The sequence below is a fragment of the Pseudomonas bubulae genome (assembly GCF_037023725.1).
Lineage (GTDB): Bacteria > Pseudomonadota > Gammaproteobacteria > Pseudomonadales > Pseudomonadaceae > Aquipseudomonas > Aquipseudomonas bubulae.
Genome location: NZ_CP146077.1, coordinates 391,269 through 416,292, shown reverse-complemented (window position 1 = coordinate 416,292; position 25,024 = coordinate 391,269). Strand labels below are relative to the sequence as shown.

At 58.5% G+C, this 25,024-nt stretch carries 20 protein-coding genes; 11 read left to right on the top strand and 9 right to left on the bottom strand.

Annotated features, from left to right (window positions below):
• Positions 1–11: 11 nt before the first annotated feature.
• The gene (glnA, locus tag V6L81_RS01850) at positions 12–1,418 is read right to left on the bottom strand and encodes a glutamate--ammonia ligase (RefSeq protein ID WP_095000795.1); all 1,407 of its coding nucleotides are present in this window, start codon (positions 1,416–1,418) and stop codon (positions 12–14) included.
• 332 nt (positions 1,419–1,750) lie between these two features.
• On the opposite strand from glnA, the gene thiI reads away from it, so the two are divergent.
• Positions 1,751–3,205 (top strand): tRNA uracil 4-sulfurtransferase ThiI, encoded by a 1,455-nt coding sequence (gene thiI, locus V6L81_RS01845; RefSeq protein WP_095000796.1) that lies wholly within the window; start codon positions 1,751–1,753, stop codon positions 3,203–3,205.
• 140 nt (positions 3,206–3,345) lie between these two features.
• Positions 3,346–5,166: a translational GTPase TypA gene (gene typA, locus V6L81_RS01840; protein WP_016783126.1), complete on the top strand. Its 1,821-nt coding sequence runs from the start codon at positions 3,346–3,348 to the stop codon at positions 5,164–5,166.
• A 228-nt stretch (positions 5,167–5,394) separates the two neighbouring features.
• On the opposite strand, the gene V6L81_RS01835 is transcribed toward typA, so the two are convergent.
• Positions 5,395–5,832: a YkgJ family cysteine cluster protein gene (locus V6L81_RS01835; protein WP_095001087.1), complete on the bottom strand. Its 438-nt coding sequence runs from the start codon at positions 5,830–5,832 to the stop codon at positions 5,395–5,397.
• A 265-nt stretch (positions 5,833–6,097) separates the two neighbouring features.
• Between V6L81_RS01835 and V6L81_RS01830 the strand changes: the two genes are divergently transcribed.
• The 4 genes from V6L81_RS01830 to V6L81_RS01815 all read left to right on the top strand — a co-directional run bounded on the left by V6L81_RS01830 (position 6,098) and on the right by V6L81_RS01815 (position 10,771).
• Positions 6,098–8,545, top strand: a complete 2,448-nt coding sequence (locus V6L81_RS01830; RefSeq protein WP_095000797.1) for a glycogen/starch/alpha-glucan phosphorylase — start codon at positions 6,098–6,100, stop codon at positions 8,543–8,545.
• A gap of 165 nt (positions 8,546–8,710) precedes the next feature.
• The gene (locus V6L81_RS01825) at positions 8,711–9,721 is read left to right on the top strand and encodes a class 1 fructose-bisphosphatase (protein ID WP_016783129.1); all 1,011 of its coding nucleotides are present in this window, start codon (positions 8,711–8,713) and stop codon (positions 9,719–9,721) included.
• A gap of 204 nt (positions 9,722–9,925) precedes the next feature.
• A complete protein-coding gene (bamE, locus tag V6L81_RS01820; RefSeq protein ID WP_016783130.1) occupies positions 9,926–10,180 on the top strand; it encodes an outer membrane protein assembly factor BamE in 255 nt (84 codons plus the stop codon).
• Positions 10,181–10,201: 21 nt separating this feature from the next.
• Positions 10,202–10,771 carry a lipocalin family protein gene (locus V6L81_RS01815; RefSeq protein ID WP_095000798.1) on the top strand — a complete coding sequence of 190 codons (570 nt, stop codon included), beginning with the start codon at positions 10,202–10,204 and terminating at the stop codon, positions 10,769–10,771.
• 46 nt (positions 10,772–10,817) lie between these two features.
• On the opposite strand, the gene V6L81_RS01810 is transcribed toward V6L81_RS01815, so the two are convergent.
• Positions 10,818–12,206: an inorganic triphosphatase gene (locus V6L81_RS01810; RefSeq protein WP_095023770.1), complete on the bottom strand. Its 1,389-nt coding sequence runs from the start codon at positions 12,204–12,206 to the stop codon at positions 10,818–10,820.
• Positions 12,207–12,364: 158 nt separating this feature from the next.
• Here V6L81_RS01810 and argE point away from each other — a divergent pair, with 158 nt between their 5' ends.
• Together argE and argA are read left to right on the top strand one after the other, a co-directional pair.
• Positions 12,365–13,507: an acetylornithine deacetylase gene (argE, locus tag V6L81_RS01805; protein ID WP_095000800.1), complete on the top strand. Its 1,143-nt coding sequence runs from the start codon at positions 12,365–12,367 to the stop codon at positions 13,505–13,507.
• 133 nt (positions 13,508–13,640) lie between these two features.
• Positions 13,641–14,939: an amino-acid N-acetyltransferase gene (gene argA, locus V6L81_RS01800; protein WP_095017751.1), complete on the top strand. Its 1,299-nt coding sequence runs from the start codon at positions 13,641–13,643 to the stop codon at positions 14,937–14,939.
• A gap of 218 nt (positions 14,940–15,157) precedes the next feature.
• On the opposite strand, the gene V6L81_RS01795 is transcribed toward argA, so the two are convergent.
• The 4 genes from V6L81_RS01795 to V6L81_RS01780 all read right to left on the bottom strand — a co-directional run bounded on the left by V6L81_RS01795 (position 15,158) and on the right by V6L81_RS01780 (position 20,267).
• On the bottom strand, positions 15,158–15,421 hold the full coding sequence (locus V6L81_RS01795) for a DUF3077 domain-containing protein (RefSeq protein WP_095000802.1): 264 nt from the start codon (positions 15,419–15,421) through the stop codon (positions 15,158–15,160).
• A 359-nt stretch (positions 15,422–15,780) separates the two neighbouring features.
• Positions 15,781–17,364 (bottom strand): glutamate--cysteine ligase, encoded by a 1,584-nt coding sequence (gshA, locus tag V6L81_RS01790; RefSeq protein ID WP_095000803.1) that lies wholly within the window; start codon positions 17,362–17,364, stop codon positions 15,781–15,783.
• Between the two features lie 198 nt (positions 17,365–17,562).
• Positions 17,563–17,946 carry a PaaI family thioesterase gene (locus V6L81_RS01785; RefSeq protein ID WP_095000804.1) on the bottom strand — a complete coding sequence of 128 codons (384 nt, stop codon included), beginning with the start codon at positions 17,944–17,946 and terminating at the stop codon, positions 17,563–17,565.
• Entirely contained in the window at positions 17,946–20,267 is a 2,322-nt protein-coding gene (locus V6L81_RS01780) for a Tex family protein (RefSeq protein ID WP_338660439.1), read from the bottom strand. The genes V6L81_RS01785 and V6L81_RS01780 overlap by 1 nt, the downstream gene beginning before the upstream one ends.
• A 359-nt stretch (positions 20,268–20,626) precedes the next feature.
• Here V6L81_RS01780 and ompR point away from each other — a divergent pair, with 359 nt between their 5' ends.
• Together ompR and V6L81_RS01770 are read left to right on the top strand one after the other, a co-directional pair.
• On the top strand, positions 20,627–21,367 hold the full coding sequence (gene ompR / locus V6L81_RS01775; RefSeq protein WP_095000806.1) for a two-component system response regulator OmpR: 741 nt from the start codon (positions 20,627–20,629) through the stop codon (positions 21,365–21,367).
• Positions 21,368–21,481: 114 nt separating this feature from the next.
• A complete protein-coding gene (locus V6L81_RS01770; RefSeq protein WP_016783139.1) occupies positions 21,482–22,795 on the top strand; it encodes an ATP-binding protein in 1,314 nt (437 codons plus the stop codon).
• Positions 22,796–22,864: 69 nt separating this feature from the next.
• On the opposite strand, the gene rimK is transcribed toward V6L81_RS01770, so the two are convergent.
• Both rimK and V6L81_RS01760 read right to left on the bottom strand, forming a co-directional pair.
• Positions 22,865–23,770 (bottom strand): 30S ribosomal protein S6--L-glutamate ligase, encoded by a 906-nt coding sequence (gene rimK / locus V6L81_RS01765; RefSeq protein ID WP_016783140.1) that lies wholly within the window; start codon positions 23,768–23,770, stop codon positions 22,865–22,867.
• A complete protein-coding gene (locus V6L81_RS01760) occupies positions 23,767–24,216 on the bottom strand; it encodes an ATP-dependent zinc protease (protein WP_169916200.1) in 450 nt (149 codons plus the stop codon). Before V6L81_RS01760 ends, rimK begins: the two co-directional genes overlap by 4 nt.
• 268 nt (positions 24,217–24,484) lie before the next feature.
• Here V6L81_RS01760 and V6L81_RS01755 point away from each other — a divergent pair, with 268 nt between their 5' ends.
• A complete protein-coding gene (locus V6L81_RS01755; protein ID WP_095000808.1) occupies positions 24,485–24,892 on the top strand; it encodes an RNA-binding S4 domain-containing protein in 408 nt (135 codons plus the stop codon).
• Positions 24,893–25,024 lie beyond the last annotated feature (132 nt).

Here is a 25,024-nt window from a genome sequence, read left to right as displayed (position 1 = left end):
GCGTCACCGGATTAGCAGCTGTAGTACAGCTCGTATTCCAGTGGGTGTACGAAGGTACGAACCTGGATTTCTTCTTCGCTTTTCAGGGCGATGTACGCGTCGATGAAGTCGTCGCTGAAAACGCCGCCTTTGGTCAGGAACGCGCGACCTTTGTCCAGTTCCTCCAGGGCCTCTTTCAGGCTGCCGCACACTTGCGGGATCTCTTTGGCTTCTTCAGGCGGCAGGTCATACAGGTTTTTGTCCGCTGCGTCGCCAGGGTGGATCTTGTTCTGGATACCGTCCAGACCAGCCATCATCAGTGCCGCGAAGCACAGGTACGGGTTGGCTGCCGGATCCGGGAAGCGTGCTTCGATACGGCGAGCTTTAGGGCTGGACACGTAAGGAATACGGATCGAAGCCGAACGGTTACGAGCCGAGTAGGCCAGCATTACCGGTGCTTCGAAGCCTGGTACCAGACGCTTGTAGGAGTTGGTAGCCGGGTTGGTGAAGCCGTTCAGGGCCTTACCGTGCTTGATGATACCGCCGATGAAGAACAGGGCAGTGTCGGACAGGCCGGCATAGCCTTCGCCTGCGAAGGTGTTCTTGCCATCTTTGGAGATGGACATGTGAACGTGCATACCCGAGCCGTTGTCGCCGTACAGAGGCTTTGGCATGAAGGTAGCGGTACGGCCGTAGGCATCTGCCACGTTGTGTACGCAGTATTTCAGGGTCTGAACTTCGTCAGCCTTTTTCACCAGGGTGTTGAACTGCACGCCGATTTCGTTCTGGCCAGCAGTTGCCACTTCGTGGTGGTGAACTTCGATAACCAGGCCCATCTCTTCCATGGCGTTGCACATGGAGGTACGGATTTCGTGGTCATGGTCGAACGGCGGAACCGGGAAATAACCGCCTTTGACGCCAGGACGGTGGCCTTTGTTGCCGCCTTCCACGTCCTGGTCGGACATCCACGAACCCTGTTCGGAGTAGATCTTGAACATGGAGCCGGAAATGTCGGACTTGAACTTCACCTGGTCAAAGATGAAGAACTCTGGCTCCGGGCCAACGAAAACGGTGTCGCCGATACCGGTGGACTTCAGGTATTCCTCGGCACGGGTAGCGATGGCGCGTGGGTCGCGGTCATAGCCTTGCATGGTCGACGGTTCGATGATGTCGCACACCAGGATCAGCGTAGGCTGTTCGGTGAACGGGTCCAGAACAGCCGTGCTGTCGTCTGGCAGCAGGATCATGTCGGACGCTTCGATGCCTTTCCAGCCAGCAATGGAGGAGCCGTCGAACATTTTGCCGTCGGTGAAGAAGTTTTCATCCAGCGCATCACGGGCCGGCATGGTCACGTGGTGCTGAGTACCTTTGGTATCAGTGAAGCGCAGATCAATCCACTTGACGTCATGATCTTTGATGAGTTGAACCGACTTCGACATAGTGTCCTCCGGGGTGGCTTAGGGCTGGTAGTGGAATGCCCTTAATAAGTGGTTGATGCCGGCGCGAATACTCTGCCAAGGCAACCTGCCTCACAAGGGAGCAAATTGCATGCCAGTGCCCCGACTTGGGCGTAATGCGCCAATCTCAAGCAGGTAAGCGGGGCAGACTACCGATTAGCCGCGTTTATCGCACCCAAATGAAGCGAAATCTGGCGTTTATGTTCTATTTTGGTGCGATGAAAACCGTTTGTACGATAACTGGTTAAACCTTGAGCAATTTCCGCTATAATCCGCGCCCCCCTTTTTTGGCAGGCTGCTCGCGCGCTGTTTTCATGAAACTAATCGTTAAAGTCTTCCCCGAAATCACTATCAAGAGCCGTCCGGTTCGGATGCGTTTCGTCCGTCAATTGGCCAAAAACATCCGTACTGTGCTCCGCGATCTGGACCCGGCTGTGGTGGTGACGGGCGTGTGGGACAACATCGAGCTGCAAACGCGCGTAAGTGACCCTAAAGCCTTGAAAGAAATGACCGAACGCCTGAGCTGCATGCCGGGCATCGCGCATTTTCTGCAGGTTGACGAGTACCCGTTGGGCGACTTCGACGACATCGTTGAAAAGTGCAAATTGCACTTCGGCGATGCGCTGGCGGGCAAGATCTTTTCGGTGCGTTGCAAGCGCGCCGGCAAGCACCCGTTTACCTCGATGGAAGTCGAGAAATACGTCGGCAGCAAGCTGCGTCGTGAGTGCGGTGCGGCCGGAATCGAGCTGAAAAAGCCAGAAATCGAAGTTCGAATTGAAATTCGCGACCAACGGTTGTTTGTGATTCACAACCAGCACGACAGTATTGGTGGCTACCCGTTGGGTTCGCTCGAGCAGACCCTGGTGCTGATGTCCGGTGGTTTCGATTCTACCGTGGCGGCCTACCAGATCATGCGTCGCGGCCTGATGAGCCACTTCTGCTTCTTCAACCTGGGCGGGCGTGCCCATGAACTGGGCGTGATGGAAGTCGCGCACTATATATGGAAGAAGTACGGCAGCTCCCAGCGCGTGCTGTTTGTGAGCGTTCCGTTCGAAGAAGTTTTGGGCGAAATTCTCGGCAAAGTCGATAACAGTCATATGGGCGTCATTTTGAAGCGTATGATGTTGCGCGCTGCAACGCGTATTGCCGAACGCCTCGATATCGAAGTGCTGGTGACCGGTGAAGCGATTTCCCAGGTGTCGAGCCAGACGCTGCCCAACTTGTCGCTGATTGATTCGGCTACAGACAAGCTGGTGTTGCGCCCGCTGATCGCCAGCCACAAGCAGGACATCATCGATCTGGCAGAAGAAATCGGTACGGCTGACTTCGCCAAGCATATGCCTGAATATTGCGGGGTGATTTCGGTCAACCCCAAGACCCACGCCAAGCGCAACCGCGTGGAGTATGAAGAACAACAGTTTGATATGGCCGTGCTTGAGCGTGCGCTCGAGCGGGCCAAACTGGTGCCGATTGATCGGGTAATCGATGAATTGGGCCAGGACTTGCAAGTCGAAGAAGTCAGCGAAGTGCTGGCGGGCCAGATCGTAATCGACATCCGTCACCCGGATGCTCAGGAAGATCAACCGCTGGAACTGGCTGGCATCGAAGTACAAGCGTTGCCGTTCTATGCTTTGAACAGCCGCTTCAAGGAACTGGATGACACCCGTCAGTACCTGTTGTATTGCGACAAAGGCGTGATGAGTCGCCTGCATGCTCACCATTTGCTCAGTGAGGGACATGCCAATGTGCGCGTTTATCGACCGAGCTAAGAGCCCGGGGCTGTATGCCTGTGGCCTGCGTCACCGGCCCCCCGACGCCGCCGTCAAGCTGTAACGGCTTGCACGGACTCTACTGTTAATCGCTGCCTGGACTCAGTCAGCACACCGAATCCTCTGATCGAGATACACAAGTGATCGAAAATCTACGTAACATCGCCATCATTGCTCACGTTGACCACGGTAAAACCACCCTGGTAGACAAACTCTTGCGTCAATCCGGCACCCTGGAGCGCAACGAGCTTAACGACGAACGCGTAATGGACTCCAACGACCAGGAGAAAGAGCGCGGTATTACCATTCTGGCGAAAAACACCGCCATCAACTGGAACGGCTACCACATCAACATCGTGGATACCCCGGGCCACGCCGACTTCGGCGGCGAAGTTGAACGCGTAATGTCGATGGTTGACTCCGTTCTGCTGCTGGTTGACGCTCAAGACGGCCCTATGCCGCAAACCCGTTTCGTGACCAAGAAGGCTTTCGAAGCCGGCCTGCGTCCAATCGTGGTCATCAACAAGGTTGACCGTCCGGGCGCACGTCCGGACTGGGTTCTGGACCAGATCTTCGATCTGTTCGACAACCTGGGTGCTACCGAAGAACAGCTGGACTTCAAAGTGGTTTACGCCTCTGCCCTGAACGGTATTGCTGGTCTTGACCACACCGACATGGCTGAAGACATGACCCCGCTGTACCAGTCGATCGTCGACAACGTACCAGCACCAGCCGTAGACCGTGACGGTCCGTTCCAGATGCAAATCTCGGCACTGGACTACAACAGCTTCCTGGGCATTATCGGTGTTGGCCGTATCGCTCGTGGTCGCGTCAAGCCGAACACCCCGGTTGTTGCCATCGACGCTGACGGCAAGCGCCGCAACGGTCGTATCCTGAAGCTGATGGGTCACCACGGTCTGCACCGTGTAGACGTTGAAGAAGCTTCGGCAGGCGACATCGTTTGCATCAGCGGTATGGATTCGCTGTTCATCTCCGACACCCTGTGTGATCCGATGAACGTTGAAGCGATGAAGCCGTTGACCGTTGACGAGCCAACCGTTTCCATGACCTTCCAGGTAAACGACTCGCCTTTCTGCGGTAAAGAAGGCAAGTTCGTGACTTCCCGTAACATCAAGGAACGTCTGGACAAAGAGCTGCTGTACAACGTTGCTCTGCGCGTTGAAGAAGGCGACTCGGCTGACAAATTCAAAGTATCGGGCCGTGGCGAGCTGCACTTGTCCGTACTGATCGAAACCATGCGTCGTGAAGGCTTCGAAATGGGCGTTGGTCGTCCAGAAGTGATCATCCGCCTGGTTGACGGCGTCAAGCACGAACCGTTCGAAAACGTCACCATCGACCTGCCTGAAGAATCTCAGGGCAAGGTGATGGAAGAGATGGGTCTGCGTAAGGGCGACCTGACCAACATGGTGCCGGATGGCAAAGGCCGTGTGCGTCTGGAATACAACATCCCTGCTCGTGGTCTGATCGGTTTCCGTAACCAGTTCCTGACCCTGACCAACGGTGCTGGCATCCTGACCTCGATCTTCGACCGTTACGACGTGATGAAGTCGGGCCACATGTCCGGCCGTCAGAACGGCGTTCTGGTATCGGTTGAAACTGGCAAGGCGCTGACCTACTCCCTGGAAACCCTGCAGGCGCGTGGCAAGCTGTTCGTTGAGCACGGTCAAGAGATCTACAACGGTCAGATCGTTGGTCTGAACAGCCGTGACACCGACATGGGCGTTAACCCTACCAAGGGCAAGAAGCTCGACAACATGCGTGCTTCGGGTAAAGACGAAACCATCGCTCTGGTTCCACCTGTTCGCTTCACTCTGGAACAGGCTCTGGAATTCATCCAGGACGACGAGCTGTGCGAAGTGACTCCTAAGTCCATCCGTCTTCGTAAGAAGATCCTGGACGAAGGCGAGCGTACCCGCGCTGCTAAAAAGGCCAAAAACTAAGTTACTTAGTTAGCGGTTACAAAAACGCCCCCGACCTTGCGGTCGGGGGCGTTTTTTTATGGTCGGGATTTGACTCGTTCATCGTTGCCCGTGCTGCGGCGAGCGCGGTCTGTCAGGTCATTTGCGTACAGGCCATCGCGGGCAAGCCCGGCTCCCACAGGGGGCTGTGGTAATTGTGGGAGCGGGCTTGCCCGCGAAGCGATCTGTCAGTCGATTCTACGCTGCAGGTTAAAAATCCATCAGCTTGACGCTGCTGTTCTTGCGCTCAACGGCCTTGGGCACATACGCGCAGTAACCTGGGCGCGGGCCAATCCGCGGATGGTTGCGGCAGGTATCCGGGCGAATCTCATAAATCGTGCACATGCGCGATTTGCGGTCCAGGTACAGGCAGTCGTTATTGCTCATGCGCTGCAGGGTGAAAATCCCGGACTTCTGGTTGAAGCGCTCAACGATCCCTTCCTTTTGCAGGCGCTTGGCGATGTTCTTCGGCGGGTCGCCCATCTCGAACTCGTCAACGATGCCGATGCGGATCAGGTCTTTGATTTTGACCTCGACCGGCAAGGTGCAGCAGCTGGAAATGCAGGAGCCGCACATGGGCGCGGAGTATTTGGCCCAGGTATCGAGACGGTCGATTTCCGCGGCGGCGATCAGGTTGGACTTCATCAGACTTGTATTCCAGCGTGCATCAGGGCGCGCGATCATACCGGGGTTGCTGAAGGAGTGAACAACCATTTGCCGGTTTTTCGATCAGAGCCATGTTTTAAAGCGTTCAACTGCGAATGTGCCTCGTTTTGGGGCGGCATTCACTTTGTCAGCTTTTTTTAAATAATCGCCGAAAAAAGCCCGAATCAAAGCACTTGGTTTCTGTTGAAGCGTCTAGGCTGACACCACTCGCTCTTCAAATCGCCCCATCTCGATTGAGGTTGTATCGATGCCCCAAGAACCGCTTGTTCGTGACGCACAGGTGGCGGCTTTCCGTGCCGCTGTAGTAGCCAAGCTGACTTACGCGGTGGGTAAGGACCCGGAACACGCGTTTGACCATGACTGGTTTGAGGCCATAGCCCTGGCCGCCCGCGACCATATGGTCGAGCACTGGATGGACAGCACCCGGCAGATTTATCGCAAGGACCAGAAACGGGTGTACTACCTGTCGCTGGAGTTTCTGATCGGTCGCCTGCTGTACGACAGCCTGAGCAACCTGGGGTTGCTGGAGGTGGCGCGTGAGGCACTGGGCGAGCTAGGCGTGGATCTGGAGCGCATCCGTGTCCTGGAGCCGGACGCGGCCCTTGGTAATGGTGGCCTGGGTCGGCTGGCGGCGTGCTTTATGGAAAGCATGTCGACCCTGGGCATTGCCGCCCACGGCTATGGCATCCGCTATGAGCACGGGCTGTTTCGCCAGAGCATTGTCGATGGCTGGCAGCAGGAACAAACCGAGAACTGGCTGGATTTCGGCAACCCGTGGGAGTTCGAGCGTGCTGAAGTGCTGTACTCGGTGGGTTTTGGCGGTTCGGTTGAAACCAAACAGGATGAACAAGGCCAGCTGCGGCAGATCTGGTGGCCGGGCGAGACGGTGCGGGCTATTGCCTATGACACGCCTGTTGTGGGCTGGCGCGGGGCCAGCGTCAACACCCTGCGTCTGTGGCGGGCGAGGGCCCTGCACGATCTGAACCTGGGCCGCTTCAACGCAGGCGATCATTTGGGGGCGGTGGCCGAAGTGGTACGGGCCGAGAGCATCTCCCGCGTGCTGTACCCGGCTGACAGCAACGAGGCTGGCCAGGAGCTGCGTCTGCGCCAGGAATTCTTCTTTGTCTCGGCCTCGTTGCAAGACCTGCTGCGCCGCCATCTGCACGTCCATGAGACGCTGCTGAACCTGGCCGAGCATGTGTCGATCCAGCTCAACGACACCCACCCCTCGATCGCCGTGGCCGAGCTGATGCGTATCCTGGTTGATGAGCACGGCATTGAATGGCATGCGGCGTGGCAGGTCACCGTCGACACCTTGTCCTATACCAACCACACGTTGCTTCCGGAAGCGCTGGAAACCTGGCCTGTGGGCTTGATGGAGCGGCTGTTGCCGCGCCATATGCAGATCATCTACCTGATTAACGCACACCATATCGATGCGCTGCGGGCCAAGGGCATTCATGATTTTGACGTGTTGCGTGCCGTTTCGCTGATCGAGGAAGACCACGGCCGCCGGGTACGCATGGGCAACCTGGCATTTCTCGGTTCCCACAGCGTCAATGGCGTTTCCGGGCTGCATACGCAATTGATGCGCAGCACCGTGTTCGCCGAGTTGCACAAGCTCTACCCGGAGCGCATCAACAACAAAACCAACGGCGTGACCTTCCGCCGCTGGCTGTTCCAGGCCAACCCGCCATTGACCGCCATGCTGGTGGATGTGCTGGGCCCGGATGTGCTTGATGAAACCGAACACAAACTGATCAGGCTGGAGCCTTTTGCCGAGCGCTCCGATTTTCGCAAACGCTTCGCCGAACAGCGCCTGCAAAGCAAATGCACCCTGGCGGCGCTGATTTATGAGCGCCTGGGGGTCGTGGTCAACCCTGAAGCCCTGTTCGATGTGCAGGTCAAACGGATTCACGAGTACAAGCGCCAACTGCTCAACCTGATGCACACCGTAGCGCTGTATCAGGCCATTCGGGCCGAGCCGGGCAACCAATGGGTGCCACGGGTGAAGATTTTTGCCGGCAAGTCGGCGGCCAGTTATGAACAGGCCAAACTCATCATCAAACTGGCCAATGACATCGCCCGTACCGTCAACAACGATCCCACCGTACGCGGTCTGCTCAAGGTGGTGTTTATCCCCAACTACAACGTCAGCCTGGCCGAAAGCATCATTCCGGCGGCTGACTTGTCCGAACAGATCTCCACGGCAGGCTACGAAGCGTCGGGCACCAGCAACATGAAGTTCGGCCTTAACGGCGCGCTGACCATTGGCACAATGGATGGCGCCAACGTCGAAATGTGCGAGCGGGTGGGTGCCGACAATATGTTTATCTTTGGTCTGAGCTCGCAGCAGGTCGAAGCGCGCAAGCGCAATGGCGAGTTCCATGCAGCACCGGATGTCGCGGCCTCACACAGGCTCAATGACGTGTTGCAGGCGATTCGTGGCGGGGTGTTCTCCCACGACGACCCTGCGCGATACACCGGCCTGGTGGATTCGCTGATCGAATATGACCGGTTCCTGGTGTGTGCCGACTTCGATGCCTACTGGGATGCCCAGATGCGCGTGGAGCACCTGTGGCACGACAGGGAAGAGTGGTGGCGCAAATCCGTGTTGAACACGGCACGCATGGGCTGGTTCTCATCGGACCGGACCATTCGCGAATACGCGACCGAGATCTGGAAAGCGTTGTAGGAAGTTTCACGCGCTGTGGGAGCGAGCAAGCCTGCTCCCACAGGGTCTCTGGTGGCTGTTTTGGAACCCGTTCGGCCAGTTCTGAGTCTGATTAGAAGATTTGCACGGCAACACGCGCTAAACTGCGCGGGTTTTTCGCCCCCTCCCCCTTGTTCGGAGCCTTACATGTCCCGCGTTACCCTGAGTCGCTATTTGATCGAGCAGACCCGCAGCAACAACACGCCTGCTGATTTGCGTTTCCTCATCGAAGTGGTGGCGCGTGCTTGCAAAGAGATCAGCCACGCCGTATCCAAAGGCGCCCTGGGTGGTGTTCTGGGCAGCATGGGCACCGAAAACGTGCAAGGTGAAGTGCAGAAGAAGCTCGATGTGATCTCCAACGAGATCCTGCTTGAAGCCAACGAATGGGGCGGTCACCTGGCCGGCATGGCGTCCGAAGAAATGGACAATGCCTACCAGATCCCGGGCAAATACCCGAAAGGCGCGTACCTGCTGGTATTCGACCCGCTGGACGGCTCGTCGAACATCGACATCAACGCACCAGTTGGCACTATCTTCTCGGTACTGCGTTGCCCGAACGAATACCTGACCCAGAACGAACCTTTGAATGAAAAGGCCTTCCTGCAGCCAGGCACTCAGCAAGTCGCTGCCGGTTACGCCATCTACGGCCCGCAGACCATGCTGGTTCTGACCCTGGGCGACGGCGTCAAAGGCTTTACCCTGGACCGCGAAATGGGCAGCTTCGTACTGACCCACGAAGACATCACCATTCCTGACGCTACCCAGGAATTTGCCATCAACATGTCCAACCAGCGTCACTGGGAAGCCCCGGTACAGCGCTACGTTGACGAACTGCTGGCAGGTGAAGAAGGTCCGTTGAAAAAGAATTTCAACATGCGCTGGATTGCCGCCATGGTTGCCGACGTGCACCGTATCCTGACCCGCGGTGGTCTGTTCATGTACCCGCGCGACAGCCGTGAGCCGTCCAAGCCGGGCAAATTGCGTTTGATGTACGAAGCCAACCCGATGTCGTTCCTGGTGGAACAGGCTGGCGGCGCATCGACTGATGGCCATCAGCGCATTCTCGACATCCAGCCAGAAGGCCTGCACCAGCGTGTAGCCGTGTACCTGGGCTCGAAAGAAGAAGTCGCACGCATCACCGCTTACCACAAAGCGTAAGCCCCTGTGGGAGCGGGCTTGCTCGCGATAGCATCGACCCGGTATGTCAGGCATACCGGGTTGCCTGTATCGCAAGCAAGCCCGTTCCCACTGTTGTTATCCCTCCTGAAATAAATCCCTGCGTCCTGCGGGAACCAGCCTGCGCTTTTCTCTTCTAAGCTTGGATCAAGCGGCACTGCCGACTTTCTTTCTCAGGAGCTTTCCATGAAGTTGCGTTCTCTGGCGTTGTTGTCGTTCTGTGTCTTGCTGGCCGCGTGCAGCAAAATCAATCAGCAAAACTACTCGAAACTGTCGACCGGCATGACCAAGGCCGAAGTCGAGCAGTTGCTGGGCACCCCGACCGATTGCTCCGGCGCGCTGGGCATGTCGAGCTGCACCTGGGGCGATCAGAAGAGCTTTATCAGCGTGCAGTACGCAGGCGACAAAGTGCTGATTTTCTCTGGCCAGGGTTTGAAGTAAGACCGATCAGGAGCGTTTACGATGAAACGTCTTTTAGTCAGTCTCGGGGCTGCGCTGTTATTGGGCGGGTGTGCAAGTTCCAGCAGCGATTCGCTGGCGCCCAACACCGTCTCCAGTGTCGACCTCAAGCGCTATCAGGGCACCTGGTATGAATTGGCGCGGTTGCCGATGTTCTTTCAGCGCAATTGCGCGCAGTCCGAAGCCCATTACAGCTTGAAGCCCGATGGGGACGTGGCGGTGTTGAACCGTTGCCGCACCGCAGAGGGCAAGTGGGAGGAGGCCAGGGGCACGGCAACGCCGCAAGTGGAGGGCAAGACCGACAAGCTGTGGGTCGAGTTCGACAATTGGGTATCGACCCTTTTGCCGGGTGTGACCAAGGGCGATTACTGGGTGTTGTACCTGGGCGACAACTACAGCACGGCGCTGGTAGGCAATCCCGATCGTAAATACTTGTGGTTGCTGTCGCGTAAACCGCAGGTTGATCAGCAAACCCGTGATGAGTTGCTCAGCAAGGCCCAGCAGCAGGGCTATGACACCACACGCTTGATCTGGCGCACGCCAGATGCGGACATGCCCAAGGGCACGAAGTAAGGCAGGAATGTCCCTCAGCAGGCGCTGAGGGACACAGGCCGGGCGCTTAAGCGCGCAGCAGGGTCTTCCAGGCGCGGTTCTGGTACACGGCGATGGCTTGCTGCTTGCGGGCGTTGAGCAGTTCGTCGTTGCTCTCGGCGTCTTCAGAAATCGGCAGGTTGGCCAGTTCCTGCAGCTTGTTCATCTCGCCGTACAGACGGTCCAGTTCCGGGATTTCCAGCACGTTACGCGCCAGACGCAGCCAGGCCTGAATACGCTCGATGCGCGGCAGTTGCTCGGCCAGGTCTTCGGGTTGCTGCTGGTAGCGGTTCAGACGCAAGGCAATCGCTTCGTCCGACAACAACCGTGGCAACCAGCTTTGCAGCTGCGCAGCGCCCTGGCGGTTGCCCCGGGTGGTGCCACGGTCCACAGTCCAGCTGCGCTCCATCAACCAGCGCGAAGTGTTCAGGGAGAACTGGCCCCAGCGCGGGTCTTCCAGTTCCTCGAGGAACTGCTCCGGTGCGGCTTTGCGCACATCTTCGTCGTCCTGACCGATCTGCACCAGCGGGCGCCAGTCTTCCAGCAGGGCGTCCAGCGCAGCGCGCAAGGCGCTGGTGGACTGACGTGGTGCGGCTTGACCCAGGCTGCTGACCAGTGCACGCAGGTCGATCAATTGCTGAACCCAGTCTTGCAGCAAACGCCAGTGGCCATTGAAGCGATACTGCTCGGCCAGGCGCTGGCTATTGCCCAGCAAGTGCCAGGCCAGGGCGGCGAAGGCATCGTCCAGGGGTGTTTCTGGCGCCAGCACCGGGGCTGGCAGGGTGACGGCGTAGCTGTTGGCGTCGAACAGGCGATAGCCGCGCTCGGCCTTGCTGATATCACACGGCATCAGGGCCAGCTTCTCGGCCAGTTCGGCGGCCAGTTCCAGCAGGGCAGACGGCTCGCCTTCGCGCAGTTCGAGCTCCAGCTCGCAGATTTCTTCCTTCTGCTTGCCGGCAATCACATGGCCCAGGTCCAGAGCGGCTTCGATGACCACTTTGGCTTTGCCACGGCCCCAGGAAATTTCAGCACGTTCGCGTACGAAATCCGTGGTGAAAATGGGCTTGAGAGTTTTTTTGTCCAGCTCGGCCAGCTCTTGTGGCCAGCATTCGCCGTCGAGCTTCTTGATATCGAGCTTGGCTTTGGGCAGGTTCCAGTCGTACTCGTTGCGTACGGACAGGCCAGCAACGCTTTCGCCGCGGGTCTTGAGGGTCTGGATCACGTCTTCGCCATCACGGCGCAGGCGCAGGGCAACCTTGGCCTTGGCCAGGTCGCGCTCAGGTGTATCGAAGTACTGGTTCAACAACTCACGGCTTTCCCAGCCACTTTTGTTGCGCTTTTTCAGCAAAGGGTGCTCGCGCAAGGCGGCGAGGGTTTCGCGGCTGACGCGCAGTTTGATTTCGGTTTCTTTTTGCATGGCCGGAAAATCCAGGAACGGTTGCGCAGCCGGGAAAAAGTGTGGCTGCCAAGGCCGTGCAGTGTACAGGACTCGCCGCCCCGGCGGGCCGCGAGGGTTTATTCTGCGGCGCAGATAGCTCTATGATGGGCCTCGCCCCGCCTACAGGAAGTCAGCGCATGCCCTTACCTTCCATGAAAGAGCAGTTCGCTGCCTTGATCGCCGTACCGTCGGTCAGTTGCACCCAGCCGACACTGGATCAGTCCAACCGCGGGGTGATCGATTTGCTGGCCAGCTGGCTTGGCGATTTGGGTTTCAACTGCGATATCCAGCAGGTCAGCCCCGGCAAATTCAATTTGCTCGCCAGTTTTGGCAGTGGCCCCGGCGGGCTGGTGCTGGCCGGGCACAGCGACACCGTGCCCTACGATGAAGCGCTGTGGCAGACCGATCCGCTCAAGCTGACAGAGGTGGATAACCGCTGGGTTGGCCTTGGCAGTTGCGATATGAAGGGCTTTTTTGCGCTGGTGATCGAAGCAGTGCGGCCTTTGCTCGATCAGCCCTTCAAGCAGCCACTGCTGATTCTGGCCACCTGTGACGAAGAAACTTCGATGGCCGGGGCCAGGGCGCTGGTCGAAGCTGGTCGCCCGCTGGGCCGTGCTGCGGTGATTGGTGAACCGACCGGGCTCAAGCCGATCCGCATGCACAAGGGCGTGATGATGGAGCGCATCGAGATCCTCGGGCAGAGCGGTCACTCATCCGACCCAAGCCTGGGCCACAGCGCGCTGGAGGCCATGCACGACGCGATCAGCGAACTTAAGGGGTTGCGTCAGCAGTGGCTCAATGAGTACCGCAATCCGCAGTTCAGCGTGCCGCAACCGACCCTTAACTTTGGCTGTATCCATGGCGGCGACAACCCCAACCGGATTTGCGGGCAGTGTTCCCTGGAATTCGACCTGCGCCCGCTGCCGGGCATGGACCCGAATGCGCTGCGGGCCATTATCCGCAGCAAGCTGCAACCCCTGGCCGAGCGTCATCAGGTGAAGATCGATTTCGCGCCCATTGCCGCCGGAGTGCCGCCCTTCGAGCAGGATGCCGATGCCGAGTTGGTGCGCGTGGCTGAGCGCCTCACCGGGCATCGTGCGCAAGCAGTAGCGTTTGGCACCGAAGCGCCTTATCTTCAGCAGCTTGGTTGCGAAACGCTGGTATTGGGCCCGGGTGACATCGCCTGTGCGCATCAACCAGGGGAATACCTGGAAATGTCACGTTTGCAGCCGACAGTACGTCTACTGACTCAATTGATCGAACACTATTGTCTGAAATAGTGAAGATACCCATACGATTTATCCACAAGGAGAGCCGCGTGTTGCCAACAATGTTTCGACGATAGCCATCAGCCCGTTGTGCGTTTGCTGTTCTAGCCCTTTTTAGGCGATTTATTTTCTACAGGCTCTGGTTATGCACGATTACGTTAACTGGCTGCGTCACGCGTCTCCCTACATCAATGCCCACCGCGATTGCACCTTTGTTGTCATGCTCCCTGGCGACGGTGTGGCACACCCCAACTTTGGCAATATCGTCCACGACCTGGTGCTGTTGCACAGCCTGGGTGTGCGTCTGGTGCTGGTCCACGGTTCGCGCCCGCAGATCGACAGCCGCCTTGAGGCGCGTGGCCTGGTGCCGTATTACCACAAGGGCATGCGTGTCACCGATGCATCAACGCTCGAATGCGTGATCGATGCTGTCGGGCAACTGCGCATTGCGATTGAAGCGCGCTTGTCGATGGACATGGCGTCTTCGCCGATGCAGGGTTCGCGTCTGCGCGTAGCCAGCGGCAACCTGGTCACTGCGCGGCCGATCGGCGTGCTCGACGGTGTGGATTTTCACCATACCGGCGAAGTGCGCCGGGTGGACCGCAAGGGCATCAACCGCCTGCTCGATGAGCGTTCGATTGTGCTGCTGTCGCCCTTGGGTTACTCGCCCACCGGTGAGATTTTCAATTTGGCCTGTGAAGACGTCGCCACCCGTGCCGCCATCGACCTGGCGGCGGACAAACTGCTGCTGTTTGGTGCTGAATCGGGTTTGCTCGATGCCGAAGGGCGGTTGGTGCGTGAGTTGCGTCCACAACAGGTGCCGGCGCATATGAAACGTCTGGGCAGTGACTACCAGGCCGAATTGCTGGAAGCCGCCGCCGAGGCCTGCAGTGGCGGCGTGGCTCGTAGCCATATCGTCAGTTATGCCGAAGACGGTGCGCTGTTGACCGAGCTGTTCACCCGTAACGGTGGCGGTACGCTGGTGGCGCAAGAACAATTTGAAGTTACGCGGGAGGCGGCGATTGAAGACGTCGGCGGCCTGCTTGAATTGATCAGCCCGCTGGAAGAGCAGGGGATCCTGGTGCGTCGTTCGCGTGAAGTGCTGGAGCGTGAGATCGAACAGTTCAGTGTGGTGGAGCGCGAAGGCATGATCATCGCCTGTGCGGCGCTGTACCAGATTGCCGATTCGGATGCGGGGGAGCTGGCGTGTCTGGCGGTGAACCCGGAGTACCGTCATGGCCGTCGTGGCGATGAGTTGCTCGAACGTATTGAAAACCGCGCCCGTGCCCAGGGGCTGAAAACCTTGTTCGTGTTAACCACGCGCACTGCTCACTGGTTCCGTGAGCGCGGGTTTGAGCCTAGCGGTGTAGAGCGCCTGCCGGCGGCGCGGGCGTCGCTGTACAACTACCAGCGTAACTCGAAGATCTTTGAGAAAGCGCTGTAAGGCGCCAGCTGTTCAGGCTCTGGGCTGGAGAAGATTCGTAGCAGCTGACGAGTGGAACGAGGCTGCGTTCGGCGGCGAAGCCGTCGTAAAGTCAAACACCGTGGTGTGCCAGTTAAACTTGGAACTCTGGTTTTACGGTCGCTGCGCAACCGAACGCAGCCTCGTTCCACTCGTCAGCTGCTACGGATAACTGCAACTGCGGTGCTCAACAAGCCCCGTCAAAACTCCCGCAAACACACATCATCTATTACCGCCTTGCCCATGTCGCACAAGTAATGTGAAGCCCAGGCATGGCGCTCGCAGTTCTTGTCCAGCGCGGCATCCAGCGCCAGTTTTTTTGCGCAATAAAGCAACGCCGACACCTGCTCCAGCGCCTGGCGCAGCGGTATGTCGGGGTTGACGCGGAACAGCTCGTGGTTGTCTTGGCCGCAGGGGCCGAAGGTGACAGTGCCGAGAGTTTTGATTGGGGGATGATCAGCCATTTAGCGCGCTCCTAAAGTAATTAAGAGCTGTCACTTTCGTTTCCAGGCGAAGGTGGCAGCTGTACGCAGGCTGGAAACCGGGACAATAGGAACCCGGCAGGTCCGAAGACCTCCCGCGTACAGCCGCCATAGCACATAAAAACAGGGATTGATGGCATTAAGGCGAATATTGTTACCCGGGTTTCCAGGCCCGGTCACTGTTTTTTCAGTGACGGTGCACAGTACGCTTTGCTGTAAAACCCGTAAGCCGTCCCTTGCCTCAGTGGGCGTAGGAACTGACCGCCCGCGCTCGCACGAACACCACCGGTCTGTCCCCTCTCCCTCCGGGAGAGGGCTAGGGTGAGGGGCTTTTGATCTGCCTAGTTACTGATCGCCAAAATACTCGCCTGGTACGAAGCCACAAACAGGTCGAAGTCGCCTTCTTCCGTTTGTTCGGTCTCGGCCTGCTCGAGCAGTGACTTGCGCGCTTTCTCTTCAAACGCAGCCTGATCTTCAGCACTCAACGGTTCACTGCGGAAGAACTCGGCATGGGCCAGGCTCTGGCGCATCGAGAACTGAGCGAAGCTCTCCTTGTGCTCGGCCATGCTGGCCAGCACTTTGGCAGACGGCGTCAGCGACACGTCCTTGATCTTCGCCAGCTGTTCGTCGACTGCCTTGCTGTGGTTATCGCCACCCTGGCTCTGGTCGAGCAAGGCGGCCAGCGGCGCGATTTTTTCCAGCAGCTCGGTAGCCCATTCCTTCATGTCAACGGCTGCGCCATCACGCTGCAATTGCAGGCCCGGACGGCGACCTTCCTTGACTACGCTGAGGAAGTTGGAAGAGCAGCTGCCACAGCCTGCGCTGTCGAACTGCGGGCTGTCTTGCAGCGCGCAATACAGCAGGAAGGCGTCCAGAAAACGCGCTTCAGGCAAATCGATGCCCACCGGCAGAAACGGGTTGATATCCAGCAGGCGCACTTCAACGTACTGCACGCCACGGGACACCAGGGCCTGGATCGGCCGCTCGCCGGTGTAGGTCACGCGCTTGGGGCGAATGTTGGAGTAGTACTCGTTTTCGATCTGCAGGATGTTGGTGTTCAACTGCACCCACTCGCCATCCTTGTGCGTACCGATTTCTACATACGGCGGATAAGGTGTGGCCACTGCCTTGCGCAGGCTGTCGGTGTAGCTGTCGAGGTTGTTGTAGCACGGCGTCAGGCCTGCCTGGGCGTTGCTCTGATAGCCCAGGTCGCTCATGCGCAGGCTGGTGGCATAGGGCAGGTAGAGCGTGTCGGCGTCCAGTTGCTCCAACTGGTGCGAACGACCGCGCAAAAAGCCCGCATCCAGCGCAGGCGAAGCACCGAAGAGGTACATCAGCAGCCAGCTGTAGCGACGGAAGTTACGAATCAGGGCGATATAGGCGTCGGACTGATAATCGCGCTCGGTGCCGACAAAACCCTCTGCCTGCATCAGCACTGGCCACAGGGCCTCTGGCAGGGAGAAGTTGTAGTGGATGCCGGCAATGCACTGCATGGTCTTGCCGTAGCGCAGGGCCAGGCCCTTGCGGTAAACGTACTTGAGCTGTCCGATATTGGACGTGCCGTAGTAGGCAATCGGGATGTCTTCTTCGGCCGGCAACGGGCACGGCATCGAAGGGCTCCACAGGAACTCGTTACCGAGCTTGCTGTAGGCAAAGCGGTGGATCTTGTCGAGGCTGGCCAGCGTCTGCGCCGGATCAGGCAGGGCCGGGGTGATGAACTCCAGCAGCGACTCGGAATAGTCGGTGGTGATTTGATCGTTGGTCAGGGCCGAGCCCAGTTCTTCCGGGTGCGGGGTTTGCGCCAGGCGAGCATCGGCCGTGACGCGCAGGCATTCGCGCTCGATGCCGTGCAGGCACTGCTCCAGAAGAGAGAGGTTGGCGCGCTCGCTGAGCAGAGCCAGGCGGCGGTTGAGAAGTTGGCTCAAGTTGGATTCCTTCACGCGTCAGTCGCCCCAATATGGGGGTGGTCAGGACGGTCTACAAGGGTGAAGTTGAAACTGGCGTGGTCGCCTGGTTTTGTTGGCATCGCTCAGTTCCGTCCCTGATTCGGCGCCGCGGCGCTCCAAGCGCATTTCGGCACTGCATTGGCAGTGCCGAAATTAACTCAAATCAGCCGTTGGCCGCTACAGGACAGCGAACGTGCCTTGTGCTTTTGCGACCAGCTTGTCGCCCTGCAACACATCCGCTTCGACGACCAGCGTGCGTCGCCCGGGGTGGATGACCTTGGCGATACATAGCACTTCGCCTTCAGCCACCGCGCGGATGTAGTTGATTTTGCACTCAATGGTCGCGCTCTGCTGATCGAAGCCATGGGTGCTGGAACAGGCCAGGCCCATGCTGATGTCCACCAGGCTGAACAACACACCACCGTGCAACTTGCCGGCGCGGTTGCGCAATTGCGGCTCCAGGCTCAGCGCTACATGCGCCACACCGTCTTCCAGCGATTGCACGCGGCAGCCGAGCAACTGGCTGAAGGCGCTCTGGGTCAGGCCGTCCGGGAGGGCCATCAGCGTTTCTTCAACTGTTTGGCGTTGGCGAACAACGAGGCCATGGCGTTATTGGTCGGTGCGGCGGCAACGCTCTCCTTGCGCGGTGCCGAGCTTTGCTGGCGCGGGGCCGAGCCCGGACGTGCGCCGCGAGCACCGTCGATTTTCTCGCCCGGGGTGTCGCTCATGCGCATCGACAGGCCTACGCGTTTGCGCGGGATGTCGACTTCCATGACCTTGACCTTGACCACATCACCGGCTTTAACGGCTTCGCGCGGGTCCTTGATGAATTTCTCGGACAAGGCCGAGATATGCACCAGACCGTCCTGGTGCACGCCGATATCGACGAAAGCCCCGAAGTTGGTCACGTTGGTCACCACGCCTTCCAGGATCATCCCCAGTTGCAGGTCCTTGAGGTCTTCGACACCTTCCTGGAACTCGGCGGTCTTGAACTCCGGGCGCGGGTCGCGGCCTGGTTTCTCCAGCTCCTGGAGAATATCGGTCACCGTCGGCAGGCCGAAGGTCTCGTCGGTGAATTTCTTCGGATCAAGACGCTTGAGGAACCCGGCGTCGCCGATCAGCGAGCGGATGTCCCGCTCGGTGTCCGTAGCGATGCGTTTGACCAGCGGGTAGGCTTCGGGGTGAACCGCCGAGCTGTCCAGCGGATTGTCGCCATTCATCACGCGCAAGAAACCTGCCGCCTGCTCGAAGGTTTTTTCGCCCAGACGGCTGACTTTTTTCAGCGCTGCACGGGTTTTGAATGCACCGTTTTCGTCGCGGTGAGCCACGATATTTTGCGCCAGTGTGGCATTGAGGCCCGAAATTCGCGCGAGCAGTGCTACCGAAGCCGTGTTCACGTCCACGCCCACGGCGTTCACGCAGTCTTCAACCACAGCGTCCAGGCCGCGTGCCAGCTTGAGCTGAGACACGTCGTGCTGGTACTGGCCGACACCGATGGATTTAGGGTCGATTTTCACCAGTTCGGCCAGCGGGTCTTGCAGGCGGCGGGCGATCGATACGGCGCCACGGATCGAAACGTCCAGATCCGGGAATTCCTTGGCTGCCAGTTCCGATGCCGAGTACACCGAAGCACCGGCCTCGGACACCATCACTTTGGTGACTTTCAGGGCCGGGTATTTTTTCATCAGATCGATGACCAGCTTGTCGCTTTCGCGGCTGGCAGTGCCGTTGCCAATGGCAATCAGATCGACCGAATGCTTGGCACACAGGGCGGCCATGACCGAAATGGTCTGGTCCCACTTGTTGTGCGGCACGTGCGGGTACACGGTGGCGTACTCCAGCAGCTTGCCGGTGGCATCGACCACGGCAATCTTGCAACCGGTGCGCAGGCCCGGGTCCAGGCCCAGGGTGGCGCGCGGGCCAGCCGGCGCGGCCAGCAGCAGGTCGTGCAGATTGTGGGCGAATACATTGATGGCTTCGGTTTCAGCGGCGTCGCGCAATTCACCCAGCAGGTCGGTTTCGAGGTGGGTGTAGAGCTTGACCTTCCAGGTCCAGCGCACCACTTCGCTCAACCATTTATCAGCCGGGCGGTTTTGATTTTCCAGACCGAAGCGCTGGGCAATCATCATTTCGCCAGGGTGCATCGTGCCGGGCAATTCTTCACCGACTTTGAGCGACGAGCTCAGAATGCCTTCGTTGCGACCGCGGAAAATCGCCAGTGCGCGGTGCGATGGCATGCTTTTGAGCGGTTCATCGTGCTCGAAGTAATCGCGGAACTTGGCGCCTTCCTCTTCCTTGCCGGCAATCACGCGGGCGCTGAGGATGGCTTCCTGTTTGAGGAAGCTGCGCAGCTTGTCCAGCAGGCTGGCGTCTTCGGCGAAGCGCTCCATGAGGATGTACTTGGCGCCATCAAGGGCTGCCTTGACGTCAGCCACACCTTTTTCGGTGTCGACAAAACGGACAGCTTCGGCATCTGGCGTGAGTGTCGGGTCGTTGAACAGGCCGTCTGCCAGCTCGCCGAGGCCGGCTTCCAGGGCGATCTGGCCCTTGGTGCGGCGCTTTTGCTTGTACGGCAGGTACAAGTCTTCAAGGCGGGTCTTGGTGTCGGCGAGTTTGATGTCGCGGGCCAGTTCGGGGGTCAACTTGCCTTGTTCTTCGATGCTGGCGAGGATACTGACGCGCCGCTCGTCGAGTTCGCGCAGGTAGCGCAGGCGCTCTTCGAGGTGACGCAACTGGGTGTCATCCAGGCTGCCGGTCACTTCCTTACGATACCGCGAGATGAAGGGTACGGTGGAGCCCTCATCCAGAAGAGCGACGGCCGCTTCGACCTGCTGCGGGCGCACGCCGAGTTCTTCGGCGATGCGGCTGTTGATGCTGTCCATAAAACCACCTGACAAAATGTGATGCAGGCTCGCAGGCCCGGGCTTGAAGGCTTGCGAGGCTGGTTGAGCAGCCCGGAAGGGGCCGCTGCCTGGGCCAAAAGGGCAGCCTGTTGACCCGTGAAGTCAGCTGATTACGCCAGATGTTGAAAAAATAAATACTGGCACAACCATTGAAAGTTCGAGATTGCCCGACACAAAAGGCCGCGCATTATAACCAGCGTTCCCGGATTCAGGGGATTGCGCGCGGTGGTCTCATTACCTGGTCTAATGTTTAAGGAAGAAAAATCTGCTAACAATGCACACAATGCGTATCGCAGCGGCTGAGCCATAATGCGCGCCGAGATCACAGGAGCATCCTAATGAGCAGCACTGCACAAACGTCTGAAGGCGAAAAAATCCTTATCGTTGATGATGATCCTGGGCTGAGCAACTTGCTGGTACGTTTCTTTTCCAGCAAGGGTTATCGCGCCACTTCCGTGACCAATGCAGCGGACATGGATCGTCGGCTGGCCCGCGAAATGTACCACCTTGTGGTGCTGGATCTGATGCTGCCCGGCGAAGACGGCCTGTCAGCCTGTCGCCGTTTGCGTGCAGCGGGCAATCGCGTGCCGATCATCATGCTGACAGCCAAAGGTGATGAACTTAGCCGTATCAAGGGCCTGGAACTGGGTGCCGACGATTATCTGGCCAAGCCTTTCAACCCCGATGAGCTGATGGCCCGTGTGCGTGCGGTATTGCGTCGTCAGGCGCCGCCGGTGCCGGGTGCGCCGGGTAGCGAAGACGAAAGCGTGACATTCGGTGATTACGAGTTGTCCCTGGCAACCCGCGAACTCAAACGTGGCGACGAAGTTCACATGCTCACCACGGGTGAGTTTGCGGTACTTAAAGCCCTGGTCATGCATGCCCGCGAGCCATTGACCCGCGACAAGCTGATGAACCTGGCCCGTGGTCGTGAGTGGGATGCGCTGGAGCGTTCAATCGATGTCCAGATTTCCCGTTTGCGCCGCATGATCGAGCCGGATCCGTCCAAGCCCCGCTATATCCAGACCGTCTGGGGCGTGGGTTATGTGTTCGTGCCGGATGGCAACGCAACCAAATGACAGATCATTTGTAGGAGCGAGTCGCACTGGTGCTGTCTGGTACCGTGTGGCTCGCGATTTATCTTTTTTTCGGGCCTCGGGGCTCGCTCCTGCAAAGTATAAAAGCGGCTGTCTATGAAAACCCCTGTCTGGTTCCCCCAAAGTTTCTTCTCGCGCACACTCTGGCTTGTCCTGATTGTTGTGCTGTTTTCCAAGGCCCTGACGCTGGTTTATCTGCTTATGAACGAGGACGTGCTGGTTGACCGCCAGTACAGCCACGGCGTGGCGCTGACCCTGCGTGCCTATTGGGCCGCCGATGAGGAAAACCGCAATAAGATCATCGATGCCGTTGATTTGGTTCGCGTCGTGGGCGGAGGTGTACCCGAGGGTGAACAGCACTGGCCTTACAGCGAGATTTATCAGCGTCAGATGCAGGCCGAGCTTGGCCCCGATACAGAGGTGCGCTTGCGTATGCACACATCCCCTGCGCTGTGGGTGCGTGCCCCGAGCCTGGGGGATGGCTGGTTGAAAGTGCCTTTATATCCGCATCCTCTGCGTGGGCAAAAAATCTGGAATGTACTGGGTTGGTTTTTAGCCATCGGCTTGTTGTCCACTGCTTCGGCGTGGATTTTCGTCAGCCAGCTTAATCAGCCCCTCAAGCGTCTGGTGTATGCAGCTCGCCAGTTGGGGCAGGGGCGCAGCGTGCGCTTGCCTGTCGGCGACACGCCCAGCGAAATGACGGAGGTGTATAGCGCCTTCAATCAGATGGCTGAAGACGTCGAACAGGCGGGCCGCGAGCGAGAACTGATGCTTGCAGGCGTGTCCCATGACCTGCGCACCCCGCTGACCCGCTTGCGTCTGTCTCTGGAGCTGATGGGCAACCACAACGACCTGACCGACGACATGGTGCGTGATATTGAGGACATGGACGCGATTCTCGACCAGTTCCTGGCCTTTATCCGTGACGGCCGTGACGAGCCGGTTGAAGAGGTTGATCTGTGTGAATTGATCCGTGAAGTGGTGGCACCCTATAACCAGAACGGAGAGCAGGTGCGCCTGCGTCTGCAGCCGATTCAGCCGTTTGCGCTACGTCGGGTATCGATGAAGCGTTTGCTCAACAACCTGATCGGCAATGCCTTGCACCATGCTGGCGAAGACGTGGAGGTTGCGGCTTACGTATCGGGTGATGTCAGCGCGCCGTATGTGGTGCTGAGTGTGATGGACCGGGGGGCAGGGATTGATCCTGCGGAGCTGGAAGATATCTTCAACCCGTTTATCCGCGGTGACCGTGCCCGTGGCGGTAAAGGTACGGGGCTGGGGCTGGCGATCGTCAAGCGGATTGCCTCCATGCATGGTGGCAATGTCGAGCTGCGTAACCGCAGCGGCGGAGGGCTTGAAGCCCGTGTACGTTTGCCGCTGGGGCTTATGTTGCCAAGAGGGGCGGTATAGCTTTGACCCTGTGGGAGCGGGCTTGCCCGCTCCCACAACAAGTCTGCTCACCCAAGGGTTGATGCGCTGTCAGCCTTTGCCCTTGGTCCGGGTCATATGCGGGCTGCTGTTTTTTTCCAGGTGCTGGATGATAATCCCGGCCACATCCTTGCCGGTGGTGGTTTCAATGCCTTCCAGGCCTGGCGATGAGTTGACCTCCAGCACCAGCGGGCCGTGGTTGGAGCGCAGGATATCGACACCCGCCACACTCAGCCCCATGACCTTGGCCGCACGAATGGCGGTCATGCGCTCTTCGGGGGTGATCTTGATCAGGCTGGCGCTGCCGCCCCGGTGAAGGTTGGAGCGGAACTCTCCAGGTTTGGCCTGGCGTTTCATGGCCGCGATCACCTTGTCACCGACCACGAAGCAGCGAATATCGGCACCCCCGGCCTCCTTGATGTATTCCTGCACCATGATGTTTTGCTTGAGGCCCATAAAGGCCTCAATCACCGACTCGGCGGCGGTAGCGGTTTCACACAGCACCACGCCGATGCCCTGGGTGCCTTCCAGCACCTTGATGACCAGCGGGGCGCCGTTGACCATTTCGATGAGGTCGGGAATATCATCCGGCGAGTGGGCAAAACCGGTTACCGGCAAACCCAGGCCACGCCGGGACAACAGCTGCAACGAACGTAATTTGTCCCGCGAGCGAGCAATTGCCACCGATTCGTTGAGCGGAAACACGCCCATCATTTCAAACTGGCGCAGCACTGCGCAGCCATAGAACGTGACTGACGCGCCAATGCGCGGGATCACAGCATCAAAGCCTTCCAGCGGCTTGCCGCGATAGTGAATCTGCGGCTTATGACTGGCTATGTTCATATAGGCGCGCAGGGTATCGATCACTACCATCTCATGGCCTCGTTCGGTACCGGCTTCAACCAGACGACGAGTGGAATACAGACGCGGGTTACGCGACAGCACAGCGATCTTCATGCAACACCTGTGGCAGAGGTAGTAGTGACCGGGAATTCCGGCTTGTCTTGTACATATTTTAGTGCAGGGTTGACGACCAATTGGCCGTCGATCAACGCTTTTGAGCCCAGCAACAAGCGATAACGCATCGATTTGCGGCAGGCGAGGGTGAACTCGACCGGCCAGACCCTATCACCCAGCGCCAGGCCGGTGCGGATCACATAGCGAACCTGGGTGTGGCCATTGGAGCTTTTAATGGTTTTAATTGCCACCAAAGGCGCTTCACAGTGACGGTGACGCAGTTGTACCAGGGTGCCCAGGTGGGCATTGAAACGTACCCACTCGACACCGTCGCGCACAAAAGGCTCGATTTCGGTAGCGTGCAGGCTGGAAGTACTGGCACCGGTGTCGATTTTCGCGCGCAGGCCGGCGACTCCCAAATCGGGAAGCGCCACCCACTCGCGCAGACCGACAACGGTCAAGTGATCAAAAGTCTTCAATATAAGTAACCAGCGATTAACGTATTCAGGCCGCAGGAGGAACCCTGCAGGTAAAGCAATCGGCGATGCCGATTTGGCAATGTACAAAGAGCATTCACGCAGAATATTCAGCAAATGGCGACAGTTATCTGCGTGTCCGCTACTCGGCAGGCAGGCATTCTATCGGGACGAATGCTTCAGTTGTTCATTGCAAGTAGTAGTACAGTTCTGACTATTCAAGTGAAGAGGAATTCCAGTGGCGCAAAAGCAGGAAGAGGACGACAAGGTTCGCCTGGATAAGTGGCTCTGGGCGGCGCGTTTTTACAAGACCCGGGCACTGGCCAAGGCCGCGATTGAAAGCGGCAAGGTGCATTGCCGGGGTGAGCGCTGCAAGCCGAGCAAAGAACCTCGCCTGGGCGATGAACTGCAAATTCGTGTTGGCCTTGAAGAGCGCACTGTCGAAGTCAAAGCGCTGTCTGTGGTCCGCCGTGGCGCCCCTGAAGCCCAATTGCTGTACGCCGAAACCGAACAAAGCATCGCCAAGCGCGAAAACGCGGCTGCCATGCGCAAATCCGGGGCCATGGGCATCACGACTGATGGCAAACCGACCAAGAAGCAGCGGCGCCAACTGCATCAGTTTCATGACGCCAGTGGGGGCGAGTGAGCTGGCCAGGGCCCGCAAGCCGTACGTCGAGTCCGTGGCTGCATGGCTTGTAATCATTCAGGTATGGCGCCATATAGGGTCATCAGACCTGCACGATATTTAATGGCGCTTACACATTTTGTCACCAATTCA